The organism is Paucihalobacter sp. (assembly GCF_036825875.1).
Classification (GTDB): Bacteria; Bacteroidota; Bacteroidia; order Flavobacteriales; family Flavobacteriaceae; genus Paucihalobacter.
The window spans coordinates 20652-41222 of the sequence record NZ_DAISXK010000028.1 but is presented as its reverse complement, the minus strand read 5'-3'; the positions used below and the strand labels follow the sequence as shown (position 1 = coordinate 41222).

Annotated in this window: 17 protein-coding genes; 7 read left to right on the top strand and 10 right to left on the bottom strand. The window is 35.5% G+C overall.

Annotated elements, in window-relative coordinates; genetic code table 11:
- The 8 genes from V7Z48_RS09305 to V7Z48_RS09270 all read right to left on the bottom strand — a co-directional run.
- Nucleotides 1-2084, bottom strand: a 2084-nt coding sequence (locus tag V7Z48_RS09305; RefSeq protein ID WP_334113145.1) for a PQQ-dependent sugar dehydrogenase, incomplete at its 3' end; no start/stop codon positions are given.
- A 127-nt stretch (nt 2085-2211) separates the two neighbouring features.
- Nucleotides 2212-2397: a YgaP family membrane protein gene (locus tag V7Z48_RS09300; protein ID WP_334113144.1), complete on the bottom strand. Its 186-nt coding sequence runs from the start codon at nt 2395-2397 to the stop codon at nt 2212-2214.
- Nucleotides 2398-2413: 16 nt separating this feature from the next.
- Entirely contained in the window at nt 2414-2719 is a 306-nt protein-coding gene (locus V7Z48_RS09295) for a hypothetical protein (RefSeq protein WP_334113143.1), read from the bottom strand.
- Between the two features lie 71 nt (nt 2720-2790).
- Entirely contained in the window at nt 2791-5991 is a 3201-nt protein-coding gene (locus V7Z48_RS09290; RefSeq protein ID WP_334113142.1) for an efflux RND transporter permease subunit, read from the bottom strand.
- A gap of 103 nt (nt 5992-6094) precedes the next feature.
- Nucleotides 6095-7168, bottom strand: a complete 1074-nt coding sequence (locus V7Z48_RS09285) for an efflux RND transporter periplasmic adaptor subunit (protein WP_334113141.1) — start codon at nt 7166-7168, stop codon at nt 6095-6097.
- Nucleotides 7169-7193: 25 nt separating this feature from the next.
- Nucleotides 7194-8510 (bottom strand): TolC family protein, encoded by a 1317-nt coding sequence (locus tag V7Z48_RS09280; RefSeq protein ID WP_334113140.1) that lies wholly within the window; start codon nt 8508-8510, stop codon nt 7194-7196.
- A gap of 280 nt (nt 8511-8790) precedes the next feature.
- Nucleotides 8791-10248 (bottom strand): NAD(P)/FAD-dependent oxidoreductase, encoded by a 1458-nt coding sequence (locus V7Z48_RS09275; RefSeq protein ID WP_334113139.1) that lies wholly within the window; start codon nt 10246-10248, stop codon nt 8791-8793.
- A gap of 124 nt (nt 10249-10372) precedes the next feature.
- Nucleotides 10373-10516 (bottom strand): hypothetical protein, encoded by a 144-nt coding sequence (locus V7Z48_RS09270; protein WP_334113138.1) that lies wholly within the window; start codon nt 10514-10516, stop codon nt 10373-10375.
- Between the two features lie 195 nt (nt 10517-10711).
- Here V7Z48_RS09270 and V7Z48_RS09265 point away from each other — a divergent pair, with 195 nt between their 5' ends.
- The 7 genes from V7Z48_RS09265 (at nt 10712) to V7Z48_RS09235 (ending at nt 19089) form a co-directional block, all read left to right on the top strand.
- The gene (locus V7Z48_RS09265) at nt 10712-12544 is read left to right on the top strand and encodes a PAS domain S-box protein (RefSeq protein ID WP_334113137.1); all 1833 of its coding nucleotides are present in this window, start codon (nt 10712-10714) and stop codon (nt 12542-12544) included.
- Nucleotides 12545-12571: 27 nt separating this feature from the next.
- Nucleotides 12572-14932, top strand: coding sequence for a PAS domain-containing protein (locus tag V7Z48_RS09260; protein WP_334113136.1), 2361 nt, complete (start codon nt 12572-12574; stop codon nt 14930-14932).
- Nucleotides 14933-14944: 12 nt separating this feature from the next.
- Nucleotides 14945-15571: a response regulator transcription factor gene (locus V7Z48_RS09255; protein ID WP_334113135.1), complete on the top strand. Its 627-nt coding sequence runs from the start codon at nt 14945-14947 to the stop codon at nt 15569-15571.
- A 282-nt stretch (nt 15572-15853) separates the two neighbouring features.
- Nucleotides 15854-16255 (top strand): response regulator, encoded by a 402-nt coding sequence (locus V7Z48_RS09250; RefSeq protein WP_334113134.1) that lies wholly within the window; start codon nt 15854-15856, stop codon nt 16253-16255.
- Between the two features lie 105 nt (nt 16256-16360).
- Entirely contained in the window at nt 16361-16729 is a 369-nt protein-coding gene (locus V7Z48_RS09245) for a response regulator (RefSeq protein ID WP_334113133.1), read from the top strand.
- Between the two features lie 50 nt (nt 16730-16779).
- Nucleotides 16780-18678: a PAS domain-containing sensor histidine kinase gene (locus V7Z48_RS09240; protein WP_334113132.1), complete on the top strand. Its 1899-nt coding sequence runs from the start codon at nt 16780-16782 to the stop codon at nt 18676-18678.
- Nucleotides 18679-18681: 3 nt separating this feature from the next.
- Nucleotides 18682-19089: a response regulator gene (locus tag V7Z48_RS09235; protein WP_334113131.1), complete on the top strand. Its 408-nt coding sequence runs from the start codon at nt 18682-18684 to the stop codon at nt 19087-19089.
- 110 nt (nt 19090-19199) lie between these two features.
- Here the strand turns inward: V7Z48_RS09235 and trxA are convergent, their stop codons facing one another.
- Both trxA and V7Z48_RS09225 read right to left on the bottom strand, forming a co-directional pair.
- A complete protein-coding gene (trxA, locus tag V7Z48_RS09230; protein WP_334113130.1) occupies nt 19200-19496 on the bottom strand; it encodes a thioredoxin in 297 nt (98 codons plus the stop codon).
- The gene (locus V7Z48_RS09225; protein WP_334113129.1) at nt 19489-20520 is read right to left on the bottom strand and encodes a DUF3365 domain-containing protein; all 1032 of its coding nucleotides are present in this window, start codon (nt 20518-20520) and stop codon (nt 19489-19491) included. The genes trxA and V7Z48_RS09225 overlap by 8 nt, the downstream gene beginning before the upstream one ends.
- Nucleotides 20521-20571: the final 51 nt, after the last annotated feature.

Below are 20571 nucleotides of genomic sequence, written 5' to 3'. Positions count from 1 at the left end.
GCTGGTAAAGCTTCAATGAAAGTTGGCGCGGTATTATCAACTACTGTGACGGTTTGCGAGTGAGCAGTTTCATTACCACAGTCGTCGGTAGCTGTCCAAGTTCTTACTAAAGTGTATTCACCAAGACAAGCTCCTGCGTTTTCAACTTCACTAAAAGTAACTGACGCAGCTCCACAGTTATCAATAGCTGTTAAGGTTTCAGCAGTTGGGATGGCATCGCATTCCACAGTGGCACTGGATGGTAAAGCCTCCACGAAAGTTGGAGCAGTAGTATCGATTATCTCGAACCTAACTGTTTTACTAATTTGATTTCCGCATTCATCTGCTAAAGTGAAAGTTACATCTTGGTAAGCGGTATTTCCACAATTACTTATTAATTCAACGCTATCATTAGTTAAATTTGGTGAACCGCAACCAACCGTACCTGAAAAACTTGACAGCCAGTTATTAAATTCAGTTACAGTATCCCAATCTTCATCACATTCCACCGTTAAATCTGTTGGCTCCATAGTCCATTTTGGACCATCAAAAACAAGTCGTCTCAATTGACCATTGAATATGTTTGAATAATAAACATAACCATCCAGCGGATTTTCAATCATATGAACGATTCCTTGACCAAAATTTGTTGGTGCAAATAGATCGATGTTACTAAACCAATTTAAGGAACCGTCGTTTAGAGTTGCCACATGTATCCAATTCCGTATATAATCAGTAAAAAAATATTTACCAGTCATACTGCTGCCCATTCCAATTCCTTGAATGTAAGTTCCTGCTATACTGGTATTACCTTTAAATTCTACTCCAGTAGTTGGTGAGTTAGCAGTGCCAATTCTGGGATTGGTTGGTGTTGTGCCATTAAACCAAGGTACGCGAGACTCATTCGACCCATGGCGCCAAGCCACTTCAGGTCTATTATGAACAAAGCGGCGCAAGGTGGGATTTGGATTGTCGACAAAGGAAGTTGGTTGAAGACAATTGTCTTTAAATCGTTCGTTATTTTCATCTGGATTGGTCATATTGGCATTCCAATAATTAGACATAGTTGTTTGACCTTCATACAGAGGCCAGCCAGCATTTAATCCTGGTTTATCAAATACATGTAAATCTTCCCACGAAAACCAACCCACATCTGCAACAAACAACACTCCAGGTTTTGCATCTTCCGGATTGGTACTGCCACTACCCTTTTGAATAGACATTCTGAAAGGATTTCTCAATCCCATGGCATACATTCTAGATTTTGGAGAACGCGAACTGCTTGGTTCATAAAATGGGTTGGATGGAATGCCATCTCCTGTATTGGGATCTAAACGCAAAACTTTACCACAAAGCGAAGTGATTTGTTGACTCCTAAATGAACCTACATTCTCTTCAGGTCGCATAATACCATCGTTAATGGCCTGCTGGTAATAAGTATGTCCTACACTTCCTGTATCGGTGGTATTGTAACTGGCATTATCACCTGTGGTAACTATTAAGGTTCCGTCATCCCCAAATAAAATGGTGCCACCTGCATGCGATTCATGGGTTAGTGGTATGCCTGTAGAAACGGATTCGCCAAGTAAAACAAATCTTGAAGCGTAATCAGTTGTAAGTGGTGAACTGCCTATATTAAGTTGATATCTTGTAACTCTGCTAATAGATGCTGCAAAATATTCATTTGTATTTGGGCTATAACTTGGCGTACCAAAATTCATTAAATGATGGCGATCCACTACATAAAACATGTAAACTAAGCCATTGTTATTGAAATCCGGATCGAGACAAAAACTCAAAAACCCAAAATCTCTCCAATCTCCTACTTCATCAGAAATATCCAAAACAGGTTGCGATTGTTTCACATAAGTGGTTCCATTGAAATTTGAAACATAAACCCTACCAGATTTTTCCCAAACAAACATTTTAGTGCCATCATCGGTAAAAACAGAACCCATTATTGCATTGTATCCTGATTGTACCAACTCATCTGAGTAACCAGTAGGAAGTTGTGCATTTATGTTAAGGCAAAAGAATGAAAGTCCTAAAAACAGGGTTTTCAGAACGGGAAAGCTACAACGATAGCAAATTAATTTATTCAGCATGATGATTGAATTTAAATTAAGTCGCTATTAACCAATAATACAAATTTATAATTATTTAATCATAAGTCTATTTTTTATAGTTAAATTTTGAACTTAACTTACTGAATATTCATAATATATAGCCTTTTTAATTTTTCACGCCAAGTTTCTCCAAAATAGTATCCATCAAACACCATTTAGTTAAAGACGATTGCAGCAAATTAGCACCCACAAAAGCAGTGAACCACAACCAATTAATATTCACGTATGTGGCTAAAATCAAGCTGATTAAAATAAAAGTACCCGCGATACCTCTTACAATTCTGTTTTTCATTATTTTATGTTTTTAGTTAAATAGATTTTTCGATTGGAATCACCACTGCCCGTATTGGGTTGTTGGTTTCTATAGTATTATTAAAACCACTAATATGTTCAAATAAGGTATTGATGTTGTCGTCTTCAGTAAACGAAAAAAACATCACCGATTCACTAGCGCCTTTAACGCTGGGAAACCAACTGGCGGTGGCTAACAAATCATTATGATTCTTGTAGCCTTCTATCTCAGAGCCACTAAAACTCTCAATATTGGCTTTTTTAAAGAGTTTCAAAACCTCATCTTGAAAGTCTTCAACTGCTGTTACGATTACTAATTTCATCTTTTCAATTTATTTAGACCTCACAGGTTTTGATCCCGATGCGTTGGGACTGTGAGGTCTGGATTTTAATATTATTTATAATTTTTCTTTTCTATCATATAATACACCAACGGCACCACCAACAGGGTTAAGAACGTGGAAATAATAGTTCCACCCATTAAGGAAATTGCCAATCCTTGGAAAATAGGATCAAATAAAATCACAAAGGCACCAATAACCACCGTTCCTGCTGTTAACAATATTGGTGTAGTTCTAACTGCTCCTGCTTCAATAACGGCTTGTTTAAGAGGAATACCTTCTTCTAATCTTAAATTCACGAAGTCTATAAGCAACACAGAGTTCCTCACCATAATTCCCGCCAATGCAATCATCCCAATAAAAGATGTTGCAGTAAAAAACGCGCCCATAAGCCAGTGACCTAACACAATACCTATTAAGGATAATGGGATGGCAACCATCATAACGATTGGTGCTTTAAAGTTTTGAAACCATCCCACAATTAAAATGTAAATGATGAAAATCACACCTAAAAAGGCCACACCTAAATCTCGAAATACTTCCAGCGTAATTTGCCATTCGCCATCCCATTTCACAGTGTAATCATCTTCAAAATCTGGTTGGTTGATGTAAAGTTCGTCTAGTTTGTAACCTGCTGGTAATGGTATAGCTTGTAACTTATCGCTAATGCCCAAAATGGCGTACACCGGACTCTCAAGCGCTCCTGCCATATCGGCCATCACATACACCACGCGCTTTTGGTTTTTGCGGTAAATACTTTTGGGTTTCAGACCTTCTTCAATGGTCACTAAATCAGATATTGGTACCATATTACCGGTGTTCGATTTAATCTGCAAACGCAACACATCTTCAATACTCGATTTTTCTTGTTCAGCTAAAGCTAAGACAACACCCACTTGTTTAGACGCATTCTCATCATATAAATTGGTAATGGCACGCGTGCCCAAAGCCATATTCATGGTATATGTAATTTGCTCTGGCATCACGCCATAAAGCATAGCTTTTTCTTTATCAATAATAAGTTGATATTCCTTTTGATCGGCTTCTACCATCCAATCTACGTCCACCACATCCGTAGTGTTGATTAAAATGTTCTGAACAGCATTGGCGACCTTGATTTGTTCTTCGTAATCTGGTCCGTAAATTTCAGCTACAATGGTAGATAATACTGGTGGTCCTGGTGGTACTTCTACCAACTTCACATTGGCGTTGAATTTAGCAGCGATCTTTTGAATGTCTGGTCTTAGTAATTTTGCAATATCATGACTTTGGGCTTTTCTATCCTGCTTATCAGTCAAATTCACCTGAATATCGGCCATGTTACTACCACCGCGCAAATCGTAATGACGCACCAAACCATTAAAAGTAATCGGTGCCGAAGTACCTACATAACTTTGATAATTCACCACTTCATGTCTTGTAGCCAAATACTGTGAAATTTCTTGAGTTACAACGGCAGTTCGCTCTAAGGTTGTTCCTTCAGGCATATCAATGATTACCTGAAATTCGTTTTTGTTATCAAACGGCAACATCTTAACAGCAACGGTTTTCGTGAAAAACAGCCCAACCGACCCTAGAAGTAAAATGAAAGTAATCCCCAAAAATAACCAACGCGTGGTTTTGTTTTCGATCAGCGGAATTTCAAATTTTGCATAAATCTTGTAAATCATGGTATCTGAAATATCCTTGGCTTCTTCTACTTCGCCAGCTTCATTTTTCTTGTCTTTTTCACATAAAAAGATATAACCTAAATATGGTGTGATGGTCAAGGCCACAAACAAGGATAAAATCATGGCAATGGAAGCACCAATAGGCATTGGACTCATATATGGCCCCATCAATCCGCTTACAAAAGCCATCGGTAAGACTGATGCTATAACAGTAAACGTGGCTAAAATAGTTGGATTTCCAACTTCGTTTATGGCATATAAAGCAGCTTGTTTAAAGGGCAATCGCTTCATTTTGAAATGCCGGTGCATGTTCTCTGCAATGATAATGGAATCATCCACCACAATACCAGTAACAAATACCAAAGCGAATAGTGTAATTCTGTTCAAAGTATAATCGAGCAGATAATAACTTAATAAGGTTAAGGCAAAAGTAATGGGCACCGATAAAAACACCACCAAGCCACCGCGCCAGCCCATGGCCAGCATCACCACAATGGTTACGGCAATAATAGCACCAATTAAATGTAGCAGTAATTCTGATACTTTTTGTGAGGCGGTTTCACCGTAATTTCGGGTGACTTCAACATGAACATCATCAGGAATTAAGTTACTACGTAAGTGTTCAACCTTATTCAAAATAACATCCGAAATCTTCATGGCATCAGCGCCTTTGCGTTTCGCTACCGAAATGGTTATTGCGGGATATTCACCTTTAAAGTTTGATTTTTTAGCACTAGCCGCACCAAAACCTAAAGCACTATAAGTTTGAGGAATTTCTGGTCCGTCAGTAATACTAGCCACCTGTTTTAAATAAATAGGCTGATTGTCGCGCGTGCCAACTATGAGTTGTTCTACATCGCTAGTGGTTTTTAAAAACTCCCCTGTGGTTACAGCAAACTCCGTATCCATGTTGTTAAAGTTACCAGCGCTTAATTGGTGATTGCTGGCGCGTATCATTTGCGATACAGTTAAGAAATCTAAGCCGCTAGCAGCTAATTTGTCTTTATCTAACACTACACGTACTTGACGGTCTCTACCACCAATACGGTGCGTAATGGCGACATCCGTAATTTTTTCAATTTCATTGGTGAGTTCCTGAGCCATCATTTTTAGCTCATAATCATCGTAATTTTCGCTCCACAAGGTCAATCCAAGCATAGGTACATCGTCAATAGCGCGCGTTTTCACAAGTGGAAAAGTCACACCTTGCGGCATCTGGTCCATGTGCTTGTTAATCTCATTGTAAAGTTTTACAAACGAGCGCTCAATATCTTCGCCCACATAAAACTGAACAATCACCATTCCCTGTTCGTTCATAGCGGTAGAATACACATACTCCACACCTTTTATGTTAGAAATTAACTTTTCTAAAGGTTTCAAAACCCGAGATTCTACTTCAGTTGGACTCGCGCCTGGGTAGCCCACAAAAATATCGGCCATAGGCACATCAATTTGCGGTTCTTCCTCGCGCGGAATTAAAAACGAACTATATACACCAACCACCATAAACACTACCATAAGCAATATGGTGAGCTTTGAAGTCATAAATGCTTTGGCTATTTTTCCTGCTAATCCTTCTTTCATTATTGTATATTTTTTGGGCGTTTTAACGGGCTATCCGCTGCAATCTTTTTGTTTACAAAAAAAACAAAAAGGATTTTCGCTGCTATCCCTAACGCATTTGAGTCTAGTTAATAATTACGTTTGCGCCGTTATATAATTTACTATCGGCACTTACAATCAGGCTTTCACCATTTTGCAACCCTGACAATACTTCTACGTCACCCCCATAAGTTCTGCCCAATCGCAACCATCTTAAAATAGCTGTATTAGATTCACTTACCGTATAAACACCAGTTAATTGTCCGCGATTCACCACCGCTTCCAACGGAATTAAAATAGCGCCACCAACATCGGTACTTTCCACAGGAAAATTAACAGTAGCAAACATCCCCGATTTTAAACCTTCTTGAGTCTCGGTTAACACAGCCGATACTAAAAATTGTCCGCCAGTTTGTTGAGAAGAAGTACTCACGGTTGTGATTTTCGCATCAAGCTCTTTGTTTAAAGATTTAACCATCACTTTCACAAGCATCCCTTCTTTGATTTTTGCAATTTGTGTTTCGGGCACGCGGGTTTTCACCTCAAGTACTTCGGGGTTTTCAACCGTGAGCAAGGTCATTTCAGGATTGGCCATATTGCCTTTTTCAATAAACTTTCCAGTAACCACGCCACTAAACGGTGCTTTAATGTTTACGTAGGCAAACTGAGCGTTGATTTCGTTTTTCATTTGGTTGGCGGCCTCCAATCTGGCTTTGGCCATGTTGTAATTGGCTGACATATCATCTAGCTCTTTTTGTGAGGCACTGTTTTGAGCAAAGAGATTTTTGTAACGATTGTAATCTTTTTCAGCATTGGTAAATGCAGCGGTAGCTTCTGTAATTTGTGCGTTCACTTGGGCTTGTTTCGCTTTTAAATCGGCATTGTTGATACTTAACAACAACTGACCTTGCGTCACTTTATCGCCAACCGATACATGAATGTTATCTACATAACCCATGTTTCTGGTGCTTAGGTTAGCTGTTTTCACTGCCGAGACAGTTCCGCTGGTAGATAGAAATCCGCCACGATCGTTGGTATCAACCTTTAAAACTTCAACCTTAACCGTCTCAGTCTTGGTAGTTACTTGTGTTTCTTTACCGCCACAACTGTTTAAAACCAGTGCGGTAATCATTAAACCTATTATATATATTTGCTTCATTTTAATTAATTTATAGTAGTTATGATTAGTTGCTTTTTGTTAAATATTCTAAATAAGATTGTGCGTAATTAAACTCAAATATGGTTTGATAATATTCCAGTTGTTTTTGAGCATATTGGGTTTCGGAGATTAATAAATCGGATGTAGTTTCTAAACCTTCTTTAAATCGGTTGGTTCTAATTCTTAAAGATTCGTCTGATTGCTCTAAAGCCAATGATGTTAGTTTCAATCGGTTTTCGGCATCGGTTAATAAACGCTTGGCTTGTTTTAATTCCATTTCGCTTTGAGATACGTATTGTTCGTATTCCAACTTCGATTTCTCAAATTGAGCCTTGCTTTGTTTAGACTTGGCAAATCGGGTAAATCCTTCAAAAATATTCCACTTTAATTGTGCGCCTACCAAATAACCGCTGGCATCGCCTTGAAATATTTGATCGTCGTACAACTCATAACTACCAAATGCATTTAAAGTTGGCAGAAACGCCATACCGTCGGCTTTGTGCATGGTTTTATAAGCTTCGGTCGCCACTTCCATGGCCTTGATGTCGGCGCGATTGGTAGAAACATTGTCGGAATTTACCAAATTCACCACCTCAAGCGATAAGACATCCGAAGGTTGATAAACAACATCACTATTATCATTCATTAAAAACGATAGATAATTGGAAGCATTGTTCACATTGCTTTTAGCAGTTTGTAATTGGTTTTGAACTTCGGTAACGCGTACTTCAACCGCCAAAACATCGGCACGTTGGCGATAGCCTTGTTTAAAACTATTAACGGCGATGGTTTTATTTGATTGAGCCGATTCTAAAGCTTTTTCTAAAACATCCACAGCCTTGTAGGCCAATTGCAATTGCATGTAGGCCTTGTCAACTTCAAAATTGATATAATCAGTAATTCGTTTCGACTGCAAAGAAGTTGATTCCATTTTAGACTTAGCCGCTTTTCGCTGATAAAAACCATCCATGTTAATGAGCGGTTGCTCTACCTCTAATCTTGTAGCGAAATTTTGCGTTTGGCTAGGATTATTGAGTAAATCCGGATTAAAATCGCCTTGAGTTAAAATACCTTGGTTTAATTTAGAACCAAATGCCATTAACGGATTGGTAGTTGTAAAACCAGTATGAGACACGGCAATGTTAGGAAGAAATACAGCGTTGGTTTGGCGGTATTCTGCTTTGGCCTGATTAAATGCTTCCTGAGATATTTTGATGTTTCGGTTTTCTTCCTTAACTCGGTTTAAAACTTCAAGCTTACTAATAGGAGCTATTTGTTGGGCCTGAAGTAAAAAACCTAAGCTAATCAAACCAAATGTTAAGATGTATTTGTGTTTATTCATAATTAAGTAATTTATATTGCAAAACTACTGTTGAAATCTACGCTGGTCAGTAACCTTTGTTACCAAAAAAAAAAGAAGGCCACATTGTGCAGCCTCCTCCATTACTAACCAATAAAAACCAACAATTACTGCTAGTATACTTTTCGCGTTCCGCCGTGACCACCGGCCACAATCAACATTATTTTTAAGCTTAGATAAATAAACTTGAAAAATTGAATGATGGGATTCATCATTTTAAAACGTTGATATTTTGAGATTCTTTGTGTCATAATTTAAGTTGTTATTCGGGAATTAACCACCAGAGTGGTTTCATTTTAGCCTTATAAATAAAAGCATGGTGAAGGGCGAGCTTTAGCCAATGCCCTGCCAAACCTATAGATGCAAAGGTTTTACTTAGTTCTCTACCTTGTGTGTTGGCATATTTTTTATAATCGGGCACAATAGGAAAGGTGGTTATACTAATACCGCTTCCTGACGATAAACCATAGCCAGCCGAGGCAATACAAGCCGCACCCATGTTACCCATGGAGCCTTTGTGATGTAATTGATGATTTCCATTTTTAATGGCGTCGATAATATTATCTGCTACCAATTTTGCTGTAATTCCTGAAGGCATACCTGTTCTTGGTGGTGCCGGAAATATTTCGGTACCGTTTTTACTTTTTCTCGGTTTAGAAATACTATGTGGTGGTGCAAAGGCAATACCTGGTGCAAATATGTTTTTATAAGTAGGATTTTGATAGGTTTCAGGCCAATCTTGTACCGTCCATTCCTCGTAAGGTTTTGGAGTGTAGTCAGCATCAACCACCATAAATCCCTTAAATAATTTTTCAGTAATATCATTACCTGTTTTATCGTAAGCCTTAAAACCATGACCGGAGAAAGAAGGAATAAGCATGGCAAAATCAAAGGTTTCAGTTTTAAATTCGCCTTCTAAGTTTTCGTAATGGGCCATGCCGTATCCAATTTTTTGAACACCGGCACCTAAAATCCATTTAATGCCGCGGTCTTCAAAAATCATTTCAACCATTTCATGCGATTTCATAGTCATTCCGACGTAAGATAACAACATACCGTCCATGCCAAAATCGCCTAACTGATATTCGTTCGAAATCCATGTTATTTCGGCCATATCCCGAACCTTATGCTTTCTTAACTCCTGTTCAACATTTAAAATGTATTCAAAGGCCGCACCTTGGCAAGTAGCTTTAGCATGACCGGTTCCAATAAGAATTTTAGCCCTTTTACCTTGTTTCATCTCTTTTATCAAGGCGTACAAACCTTCCCAAGCATGTTCAGCATGATTGTAAGTGCAAACAGAATAAGTTTTGTGTTTTCCGGGAATTAAACCTTCGGTAGCCTCAAAATTTAACTTTGGACCGGTAGCATTGATTAAATAATCGTAAGTGACTTTTTGTTTGGTGCCTTTTTGTGCTCCAACCACATATTCTACTTCTACATAAGGTTTTTTAACTTGGGTGTCACCCTCGGGATAAAAAGCCACTGCTTTGGCTTGTTTGTAGTCAATACCTTTTTTTTTGTATAAAGGCTGAAGTGGAAATAAAATGCTTTTTGATTTCATTCGTCCAATACCAACCCAAATATTTGAAGGTATCCATTGATAATTGCTGTTAGGCGAAACCACCTCTACGGTGTGTTCTTTAGACAATTTACGTCTTAAATGAGCAGCTGCCACATGACCTGATATTCCAGCTCCTAGTACGACTATTTTTGCCATGATTTCTGGTATTTAGCCAAAATTATAACTTACAAAATTGATAGTCTGCAACATTTGTTACATAAAAAAAGAGGTTAATTTGAATGAAACTAGCCTCTTTTCCTACTAACCAATTTAATAATTACTATTCTTCTGAATCGCCCTTCTTTTTACCACTGGTTATAAATGAAATTAACATGATAATTAAAATCACACAAACAGCGGCAAAAACGCCAATCATAATAACACCATTATTCCAATTGTAAAGAGCGAAAGAAGTCTGTAACATGTTATGTTTATTTATTTACGATACAAAATTAATGAGTCTATAACTTATAAAAAATGACCAAAATCATATAATTTGCTATATAAAAACCCTTTTCAGTTTGAATAAAAATACCTTAAAATTGTTAAATTCATTATAATTCCTATATATTTATGATAAATATTTTGAATCCCCTAATTACTAAAGCCTATAATAGCTATGGCGAATTCCTTCTTCAACCATATCGAAAAAAAGCCCATAGTTTTTGGCATAGCGGTTTTTATTTCTGTTTTAATAGTCACCCAACTTATTACCTATCAGAAATATCTACTAAATGTTGCAGAACAAAATGAAAAAACTGATGACTATTTAGAATACGTAAAGGACAAGATTGAAACCAATCTTACAGATGCCTTAAATACAGCCAAAACACTATCTTTTCTTGTAGAAAACTATGGTGAACCAAAATCGTTCGACAGTTTAGCAAAAAAAATAATTAACAATAAGCCTAGTATTCATGCCATTCAAATATTAAAAAATGGCGTCATTACTCAAAATTATCCTGACGACCCTAATAACAGCGTTATAGGATATGATGTTATGGCAGACACCATGCGCGATAAAGAACTATTAAAATCATTTAAACAAAAAGGTTTTTATTTTGGTGGTCCATTTAAACTGCGTCAGGGTGGTTTGGGTATTGTTGGTAGAGTTCCTATAAAAAATACAAACGATTCCTTAAATTTTGCAGCTGTTGTTATAAAAATGGAATCTTTGGTAAAAACTATTGATATAAATCAAGAAGTGGGCGATTATTATTACGATTTTTCAAAAGTTAATCCAAATACCGGTAAAGAAGAATTTTTTATAGACCCTAATAAAGAGTCGTTATTTGGTAAAAATGTAGCCAAATTATACCTGCCACAAGGCGATTGGAAAATTCATGTGAAATTAAAGAAAAATACCATATTTGATGACCTTTGGCGCATTGGTTTCTTAGGTTTTCTTTTCGCAATAACTTCAGGAATTCTTGCATGGTTTATTGCAAAACAACCGAAAAAGTTGAGATTAAAAATTCATGAACAAACTAAAATTATTACCGAAACCAAAAACAAATTTGAAAACTTAGTAGAACATAGCTTTGGTGCCGCATTAATTATAGATGACAGCAGTTTTATTAGCTATGCATCTTCTTCAATAAAAACCATTACGGGCTATACTCAAATGGAAACTATTGGTACAAAAATAGTTGAATTCATTCATCCAGAAGATAAAGAGTATTTTCTTAAAACTCTGAAAACGATCAACTTAAATCCAGATAAAACTCTTAAAAACATATTTTATAGAATCCAGCATAAAAACAATTCGTGGCGGTGGTTTGAATCGAATATCACCAATTTAAAACACGAACCATCTACCAATGGCATCGTAATAAATTGTAAGGACATAACAGATGAAAAAATAGCTGAAGAATCAAAATTTAAGGAAAAAGCACTTTTAGATACGGTAATTAATAGTTTACCCGGCATTTTCTATTTGTTTAACATCGGAGGAAAATTTTTGTTGTGGAATAAAAACTTTGAAGAAGTATCGGGTTATAGTGACGACGAAATATCGCAAATGCATCCATTAGACTTCTTTGATGAGCCCGAACAGCCATATTTAGAGAGCAGAATTCTTGAAACCTTCAAAACAGGCAAGTCTTTCGCCGAAACCTATTTCTATACCAAGCAAAAACAAAAAATTTATTTCTATTTCACCGGCGTTACCATAAAGTATAAAGACATGGATTGTCTGCTAGGTACTGGAATCGATTTTTCTGAAAGAAAAAAAGCAGTAGACGAACTGGTAAAAAGTGAGCAAGAAATGATTTCCATCTTTAATAATGCCATCGATGCCGTGATTGTGATGGATAAAGATGGTTATATTAATAATTGGAATCCCAAAGCGGAATTTATATTTGGTTGGAGCGCTGAAGAGGCCATTGGTAAAAAACTGAGTAATCTTATTATACCAGAACAACACAAACATGCACACGAACAAGGTATGTAACGCTATATAAATACGGGTCAAAAAACAATGATTGATCGCACTGCTGAAATTACTGCCTTAAATAAAAAAGGAGAGGAATTTGAAGTTTCTATTGGTATTAGTAATGCAAGGTTTAACGGTAAAGAATATTTTATCGGGTTTATCTCAGATATTTCCCAACGTAAAATTAACGAACGCCTCAAAGAATTTGAGCGAAAAGACAAAGAAGCACTTATCAACAGTACCCAAAACTTAATGTGGAGTGTGAATCAAGAATATAAGTTGTTGGCAGCTAATCATGCGTTTCTTAAAACCACAAAAAAATATTCGGACACCGGTATGAAAATTGGCGATAATGTACTTGGAAATCAAGATTTAGCCCCAAATGACTACATCATGCTCTGGAAAAAATTATATAAGCGCGCATTAGAAGGCGAAACTTTTACTTACGAAATTACTGCACCTGCGATTAACTCTCAAAGTGAAACTATTATTGAAACCAACTTCAATCCAATTATTATTGATGGTAAAGTTGAAGGTGCTGCCTGTTATTCAAGAGATATAACCGAAAAGAGGAAAATCAAAAATCAGTTAATAGACATCAATAAAAAACTGACCACCGCACAAGAAATTGGTAAAATTGGTTATTGGGAATTAGATTTAATCACAAATGAGCTCTATTGGTCTGATGAAGTTTACACAATTTGGGAAGTTGATAAACACAAATTTAAACTTTCCATGCAAGCTTTTCTAGACACCGTACATAGAGATGATATTGAAGCCTTTCATGAAGCAAATAACACCTCTTTAAAGGATTATGTACCCATAAATTTTGAACATAGAATCAATTTACCATCAGGTGAAGTAAGATGGGTACATGAACGCGGACAAATTATTCTTGATAAAAATAAACAACCCCTAAAATTTGAAGGAACTGTTCAAGACATAAATGCCAAAAAGCTTGCACAAATTGAACTTGAAGAGCAAAACAATTTTATTAAATCGGCGATTGAAAATTTACCAATAGGCATAGCAGTAAACAGAATAAGCGACGGACAGTCTACTTTGATGAATAAAAACTTCAGCAATATTTATGGTTGGTCACGAGCTGAAATTAATCAAGTAGAAACTTTTTTTGAAAAAGTGTATCCAAATCCAGAATACCGCGCAAAAATTAAAGATCAAGTATTAACCGATATGGCAAGTAGCGATCCAGAGCGTATGAATTGGGAAGGCGTAGAAATAACCACAAAAACAGGAGAAAAACGCATCATCAACGCTAAGAATATACCTTTATTCGATCAAGATTTAATGATATCCAGCGTATTAGATGTCACAGAAAAAGCCCTTGCCGAACAAAAGTTAATATTGAGCAATGAACGCTTTCAATACGTTACCAAGGCAACCTTTGATGTGATTTGGGACTGGGACTTAATAAAAAACGAAGTGTTTTGGGGTGAAGGAATGAAAACCGTTTTTGGATATAAAAAATTCACGACCAATGTGGAAGAAGCGATTCAGAAAATACACCCCGATGATGTAGAAGAAATGATGGCTAGCTTAAATAGCGTAATTAATAATAAAAGACTAAGAAACTGGACTCATGAGTACCGCTTTTTAAAAGCAGACAATACTTATGCTTATATAAAAAATAGGGGAATCGTAATTAGAAACATGGACAGAGAAGGGATCAGGATGATAGGTTCTATACGCGATATTACTACACAAAAAGAAAACGAAAAGCAAATATTAGAATCAAACACACGCTTACGAAACCTTGCCGAACATCTTCAAAATGCACGCGAAGAAGAACGGATTTATATAGCTCGAGAAATTCACGACGAATTAGGCCAACGCCTCACAGGCATAAAACTAGATGCTTCATGGATTAAAAATAAAATTAAAACTATTTATCCAGAAGGAAGTGATCGCATAGAACGCTTGATTGAAGGCGTAAACGGCACTATTAATAAAGTGCGTAAATTGGCCACAGATTTAAGGCCTGGAGTTTTAGACGACCTTGGATTGGAGGCTGCAATAGAATGGCATTTAGAACAATTTAAAAAACAAACAAATATCAATATTACATTTCAAACCGACCAATTAAGAAATAACTACACTAAAACAATAGACACAGCTGTTTATAGAATTTTTCAAGAGGCATTAACTAATATCACAAGACACGCCGACGCCTCTATGATTAAAGTATTTTTATTTGAAGAACATAATGTATTAAATTTACATATAGAAGATAATGGTAAAGGTATATCAGATGCTAGAAAAGAAAATACCTCATCCCTTGGCCTCACAGGAATGAGAGAAAGAGCAGAGATATTAGATGGTAAATTTTCAATTAATAAACAGTCTAAAGGTGGTACAATAGTTAAAGTATCTGTACCTTTAAAATAAATACTTTTTTAAATGAATGTTTTAATAGCTGACGATCACGCCATATTAAGAAAAGGTCTTATTGAGATTCTAAAAGATGCCTATCCCTCATTAAGACATTATGAAGCTTGTAACAGTGCCGAAACTTTACACATAGCGCGTAAGTACCATCTTGATTTAATTTTACTTGATATTTCAATGCCAGGCAGAAGTGGTTTAGAAACTTTAAAGCAAATCAGAACCGAAGGTATTCAAACACCCATTTTAATTTTAAGTGTACAACCTGAAGATCAATATGCAGTGAGAGTTTTAAGAGCTGGAGCATCTGGGTATCTTAACAAAGACAGCGCACCAGAGAAACTGCTCACAGCCATCGATCAAATACTAATGGGAAAAAAATACATCTCTATTGAAGTTGCCAGTCATCTTGCCCAATCTTTTTCAGTAAAATCTAATAAAGACCTTTACGAGACCTTGTCTGATAGAGAATTTCAGGTGTTAAAACTCATAGCTTCTGGAAAAACAGTTTCAGAGATTGCTGTCGAAATATCACTTACTGTGAACACTATTAGCACCTACCGATCAAGAATCCTAGATAAACTTCACTTAAAAAACAATGCCGAATTAACCAAATACGCCATTGAAAATCATTTAGTTTAAATTTTCTTGTAGTACATTTCACTACACTATAATTGCATTTCAGACTATTTTGTGAGGATTCCTTTAGCGCTACATTTGCACTATATCCCTTTAAAATAAAATTGTAATGAAAATGGTAGTACGCATATTTCAAAAAATAGGTTTCAGATTCGTTTTGCTTTTACTATGTGTTTTATTTGTGTTTGCAATTGTTCAACTTAGTAAATAACAACGATGTAAACTTGAATTAATTTAATTACCTATGATTATAGAACTTAGACAACAGTAAAACCCAAAACTAAAATGAACCCTACAAAACTAAAAGTGTTATCGGTTGATGATTCACCTACCATCTTTTCTCATTTAGAATATGTACTTAAAGATTTAAGTTATATCGATTGGGTTGGTCATGCCTTTAAAATTTCATGTGGTAAAGCAATGGCAACAACTCTTAATCCAGATGTGGTGCTTTTAGATATTATGGTAGAAGATGAAAGCGGTTTCGATTTGCTTAAGCATTTAAAAGAGAAATATCCTAATATAAAAGTATTTATGTTAAGCAACTTAGCAGATTCTATATATAACAAAAAAAGTATAAAAATGGGTGCAAGCCATTACATCGATAAGTCGTTTGAATTTCACACCATCGAAGATTTACTAGAGATTGAATATTATAACAGGAACATGAAATCATTACAAAATTAAAAGGTCTTGTAGTATAAAATGTGACAAGAAAATCACACATTAACCTATTTTAATTATTGATTTTATAATGCAGTTTTGAGTCTATTTTATCAGCATTAAAAAATCATGAAAATATTAGCGATAGATGATGCCCCAATTATATTTAAACAATTACAATATTTATTAAACGATTTAGACCACATAGAATTAACTGGAAACGCTAAAAATTTAGATGAAGCTTATAATTTTTTAAAAACTAATAAACCGGATATCATAATACTGGATTTAAAATTAAAAGATGAAAACGGAATTGAGCTACTTGAGTTTGTGACCAAAAATCATCCTGAAATTAAGACAATAATTTTATCTAATGAAGGTGATTATTTTTATAGAAACAAATGTAAACAAATGGGCGCTGCCTACTTTTTAGATAAATCGTATGAATTTGATAAACTTATAGATTGCATTACAGAAATACAAGATTCTAACCCCTAAATTAGAGTTTTGAACCCTAAAAACTAATAATAATTTTCCTCTAAAAACTAATGAGACTTAGTAACCCAAAAATTGGTGCAATTGACACCAACCATATTCGCGTGTTGTTATTACAGAATCCCAATGATGACAATATTGCTATAATGGAACAGCTGGAGCTGTTAACTGACTTTAGTTTTCAGTTGGAGGTTGCCATGCATGAAGTTGATTACAAATCACTTCTTAAAAATTTTAAACCAAATTTAATAATTTCAAAGTTAAATCTTGTTCACTTTTGTGGTAAAAAAGCACTTACATTATGTAAAGTATTTTTCACAGAAATTCCTTTCATTTTCATATCAGATGATTATTGCTACGATACCTCACTTGACCTTTTGAAGCAAGGAACGGACGATTTAATTCAAAAAAAAAATCTGCATGAACTTCCTGCCTCTATTTATAAAGCCTTAAGGCATAGTCAAGAAAAGAATCTCATTAAACAGGTTAAACAAAAACGTTGGGAAGATTCGCAGCGCTACAAAGGTTTGATTGAACATTCTCATGAACCTGTAATTGCTTATAATGAAGCGGGTATCATTTCCTATGTGAGCCCAGCTATAAAAAATGTACTTGGCTACACTCAGGAAGAATTTATTGGCACCCAAGTTGAAAGTTATATTCACCCTGATGATCTCATAATGAGAACCAAAAAACTCAATAATTTAATTGATAAAAACGACAATTATTTTGTTATAAAGGAAGAACGACTCAAACACAAGAATGGCCATTATATTTGGGGAGAAGCCATAATTAGCGATGCACGACTATCTCCAGGAATTGGCGGATTTGTAACCAATTTCCGCGATATTACAGAGGCTAAACTCAATCGCACAAAACTAGAAAAAACCTTAAAAGAACTTACAGATTATCGAGTGGCTTTGGTTGAAAGCTCGATTGTTGCCATTACCGATACCGAAGGTTTTATAACCTATGTAAATAAAGAGTTTTGCAGGGTATCGCAATTTTCAGAAGACGAACTGATTGGTGTAAACTTAATTGACAATGGCGAAAACGACGAAGAGATTGCGCTATATTCCGAAATTAAAAGTAAAATTTCAAGCGGAGAAATTTGGAAAGGCGAAATACAAAGAACCGCAAAAGATGGCACCCGTTTTTGGGTGAATGGCACTGTAATTCCTTTCGCTGACACAAATGCGGAAATTTACCAGTATATTATTGTAATGCAAAATATTACAGAAAGAAAACGCAAAACTCAAGAACTTAAAACTTCCTTAGACTTGGTATATGCACAAAATGACCAACTTCTTAATTTTTCATATATCGTTTCGCATAATCTGCGTTCGCACGCAAGTAATTTAAGTACAATTATAGATCATTTATCAGACTGTGAAAGTGAAGATCAGAGAATAGAAATGACAGGTTATTTAAAAGAAGTTTCTAATTCACTAAATGATGCTCTACAAAATTTAAATGAAGTGGTATCTATTCAATCTAATAAAACTATAAAAACAGAAAAACTTGTTTTACTAGAATACGTCCAAAAATCATTGAAAGGTTTAAACAAACTTGTATTACATGGACAAATTGAAATAAATATTCCAGCCAATTTAGAAATTAACTTTAACAAGGGTTATCTAGAAAGTGTACTTCAAAATCTTATTCAAAACAGTTTAAAATACAAACATCCAGATAGAGATCCTAAAATTGAAATTTCAGCGGTCAAACATTTAGACGGCGCCATCTTAAAAATTAGAGATAATGGCTTAGGCATTGATTTAATAAAAAATAAGGACAAAATATTTGGTATGTATAAAACCTTTCACGGTAACAAAAATGCTTTAGGACTTGGACTTTTCATGACTAAAAATCAAATTGAAGCTATGGGAGGAAGTATTTCAATTGAAAGTGAAGTTAATGTAGGTACCACCTTTACAATCTTAATAAAATAACTTATGAAAACCTCCGTATGTATTATTGACGATGATGGACTTTATAAACTATTACTCAAAAAATCAATTCTCAAACTTCCATTTGAAATTGCTGTCAACTGTTATAATAACGGTCAGGAAGCGCTCTACGGTATCCTAGACAATAAGGACAATCCCGAATTACTTCCTGATGTTATTTTGCTCGATATAAATATGCCCATCATGGATGGATGGGAATTTTTAGAAGCTTTTATTGAAGTAAAATGGCAACTTTCAAAACAAATCACAATTTTCATGGCTAGTTCGTCGATAGCCAATCAAGATATAGAAAAATCAAAACTATATAAAGAGGTAAGCGATTACCTCGTAAAGCCAATTAACACCCAAAAATTGGAAGAAATTTTAAAATTAAAATATAAAGTTACCAGTTAATCCAGAAACCAATTAATAGCAATTTTTTTTCTTCAAATGTTAATTTGAATTGAGAAGGCATCTGTTTAATCCAGATGCCTTTTCTGCTATAGAAAAATTCTAAGTATCGTTTAATTATGAATATTTACCAGTGTGATTAAATCATTCTTTTGAACTACGCCCGATTGACGCCATAATTGCTGCCCATTTTTAAACAACAAAAGTGTAGGCACTCCTCTAACCTGGTATTTGGCTGCCAACGATTGGTTTTTGTCTACATCTATTTTAATAATACTTACTTTATCTCCCAAAGCCGCTTTGACGTCTGTTAAAATTGGCGCCATCATTTTACAGGGTCCGCACCACTCAGCAAAAAAGTCAACCAAAACTGGTTTATCCTGATTGATGATATCGTTAAAACTACTCATTGTTTTTATCAAATTTTATGCTCCAAATACCTCTCACTTCATTCAACCCATAACCAATGGCTTTATCATTTAGATACCGGTCTTTCAAAGTTATCAATGTTTTTGGTGTTATATTTTCAGTTGGCTTGCCGTGACATTGCAAGCACATAGCATTGGTCGTAATTGGGTAATAAAACCTTACAGTCTTCTCATCTTCAATCACGATAGCTTCCGGCTCTTGGTTGTTGGCCACCACACTTTTAAAATGTGTAATATATTCTAGTTCTTCTTTGTTGGCTTGATTGGCTGTATTCCTTGGCTTGTCTGTAACACGTTTTATGTTAGCATTGTGCACATTGGCCATACTATCGGTTAGAGGAATTGCTTGAACATGACAGAAATCCATCGCTGCTTCCGTCCCATTTTTTTGAATTTGACCCATCAAATTTTTACCTAGAATTGCTTTGGTGCTCATGGCATATTCTAATCCTAAATCCTCATAAGATTTTACTTGTTGTTGATTGTCATTGGCACGATTTCTATTGCCCATTCCTTGTCCTTGACCTTTACCCATACCTTTGCCTTTCACACCAGGATTCATTTCGTTGAAATGCTCTTCAAACCATTCTGGTTGTTCAATATCATAATCGTACATATACTCGGCAATTTTATGGATGGTGGCTTCGGGATAGGGTGTTTTTGGCATGACACCAAATTTACGAACGGCACCTTTCATTTTAGCATCGGCTTCGTTAGGGTTTTTAATCCATGATTGCATACTTTCTACGAATTCTTCTTTAGTTATATGCTCATTTATATAATGTTGTTTAATGGCAATCATTGGTGGACCAATTCTGTCGTCATGACCAGCCGTTGGGCTGTGGCAAACGTAGCAGTTGGTTTCCATTAATTTTTTACCGGGATGCTCTTGATTATTCTGCTGATTTTGAATTGAATTACTTGTGTAGGTACCTTCCTTTTTTGAATCAGTACAGGACTGAAAAAAAGTGAAAATCATGAGCAATAAATATAAAGGTGTTTTCATTGTATTAAAATTAATACAAAGTTATGGCACATGGGTTTTATTTAAAGTAAC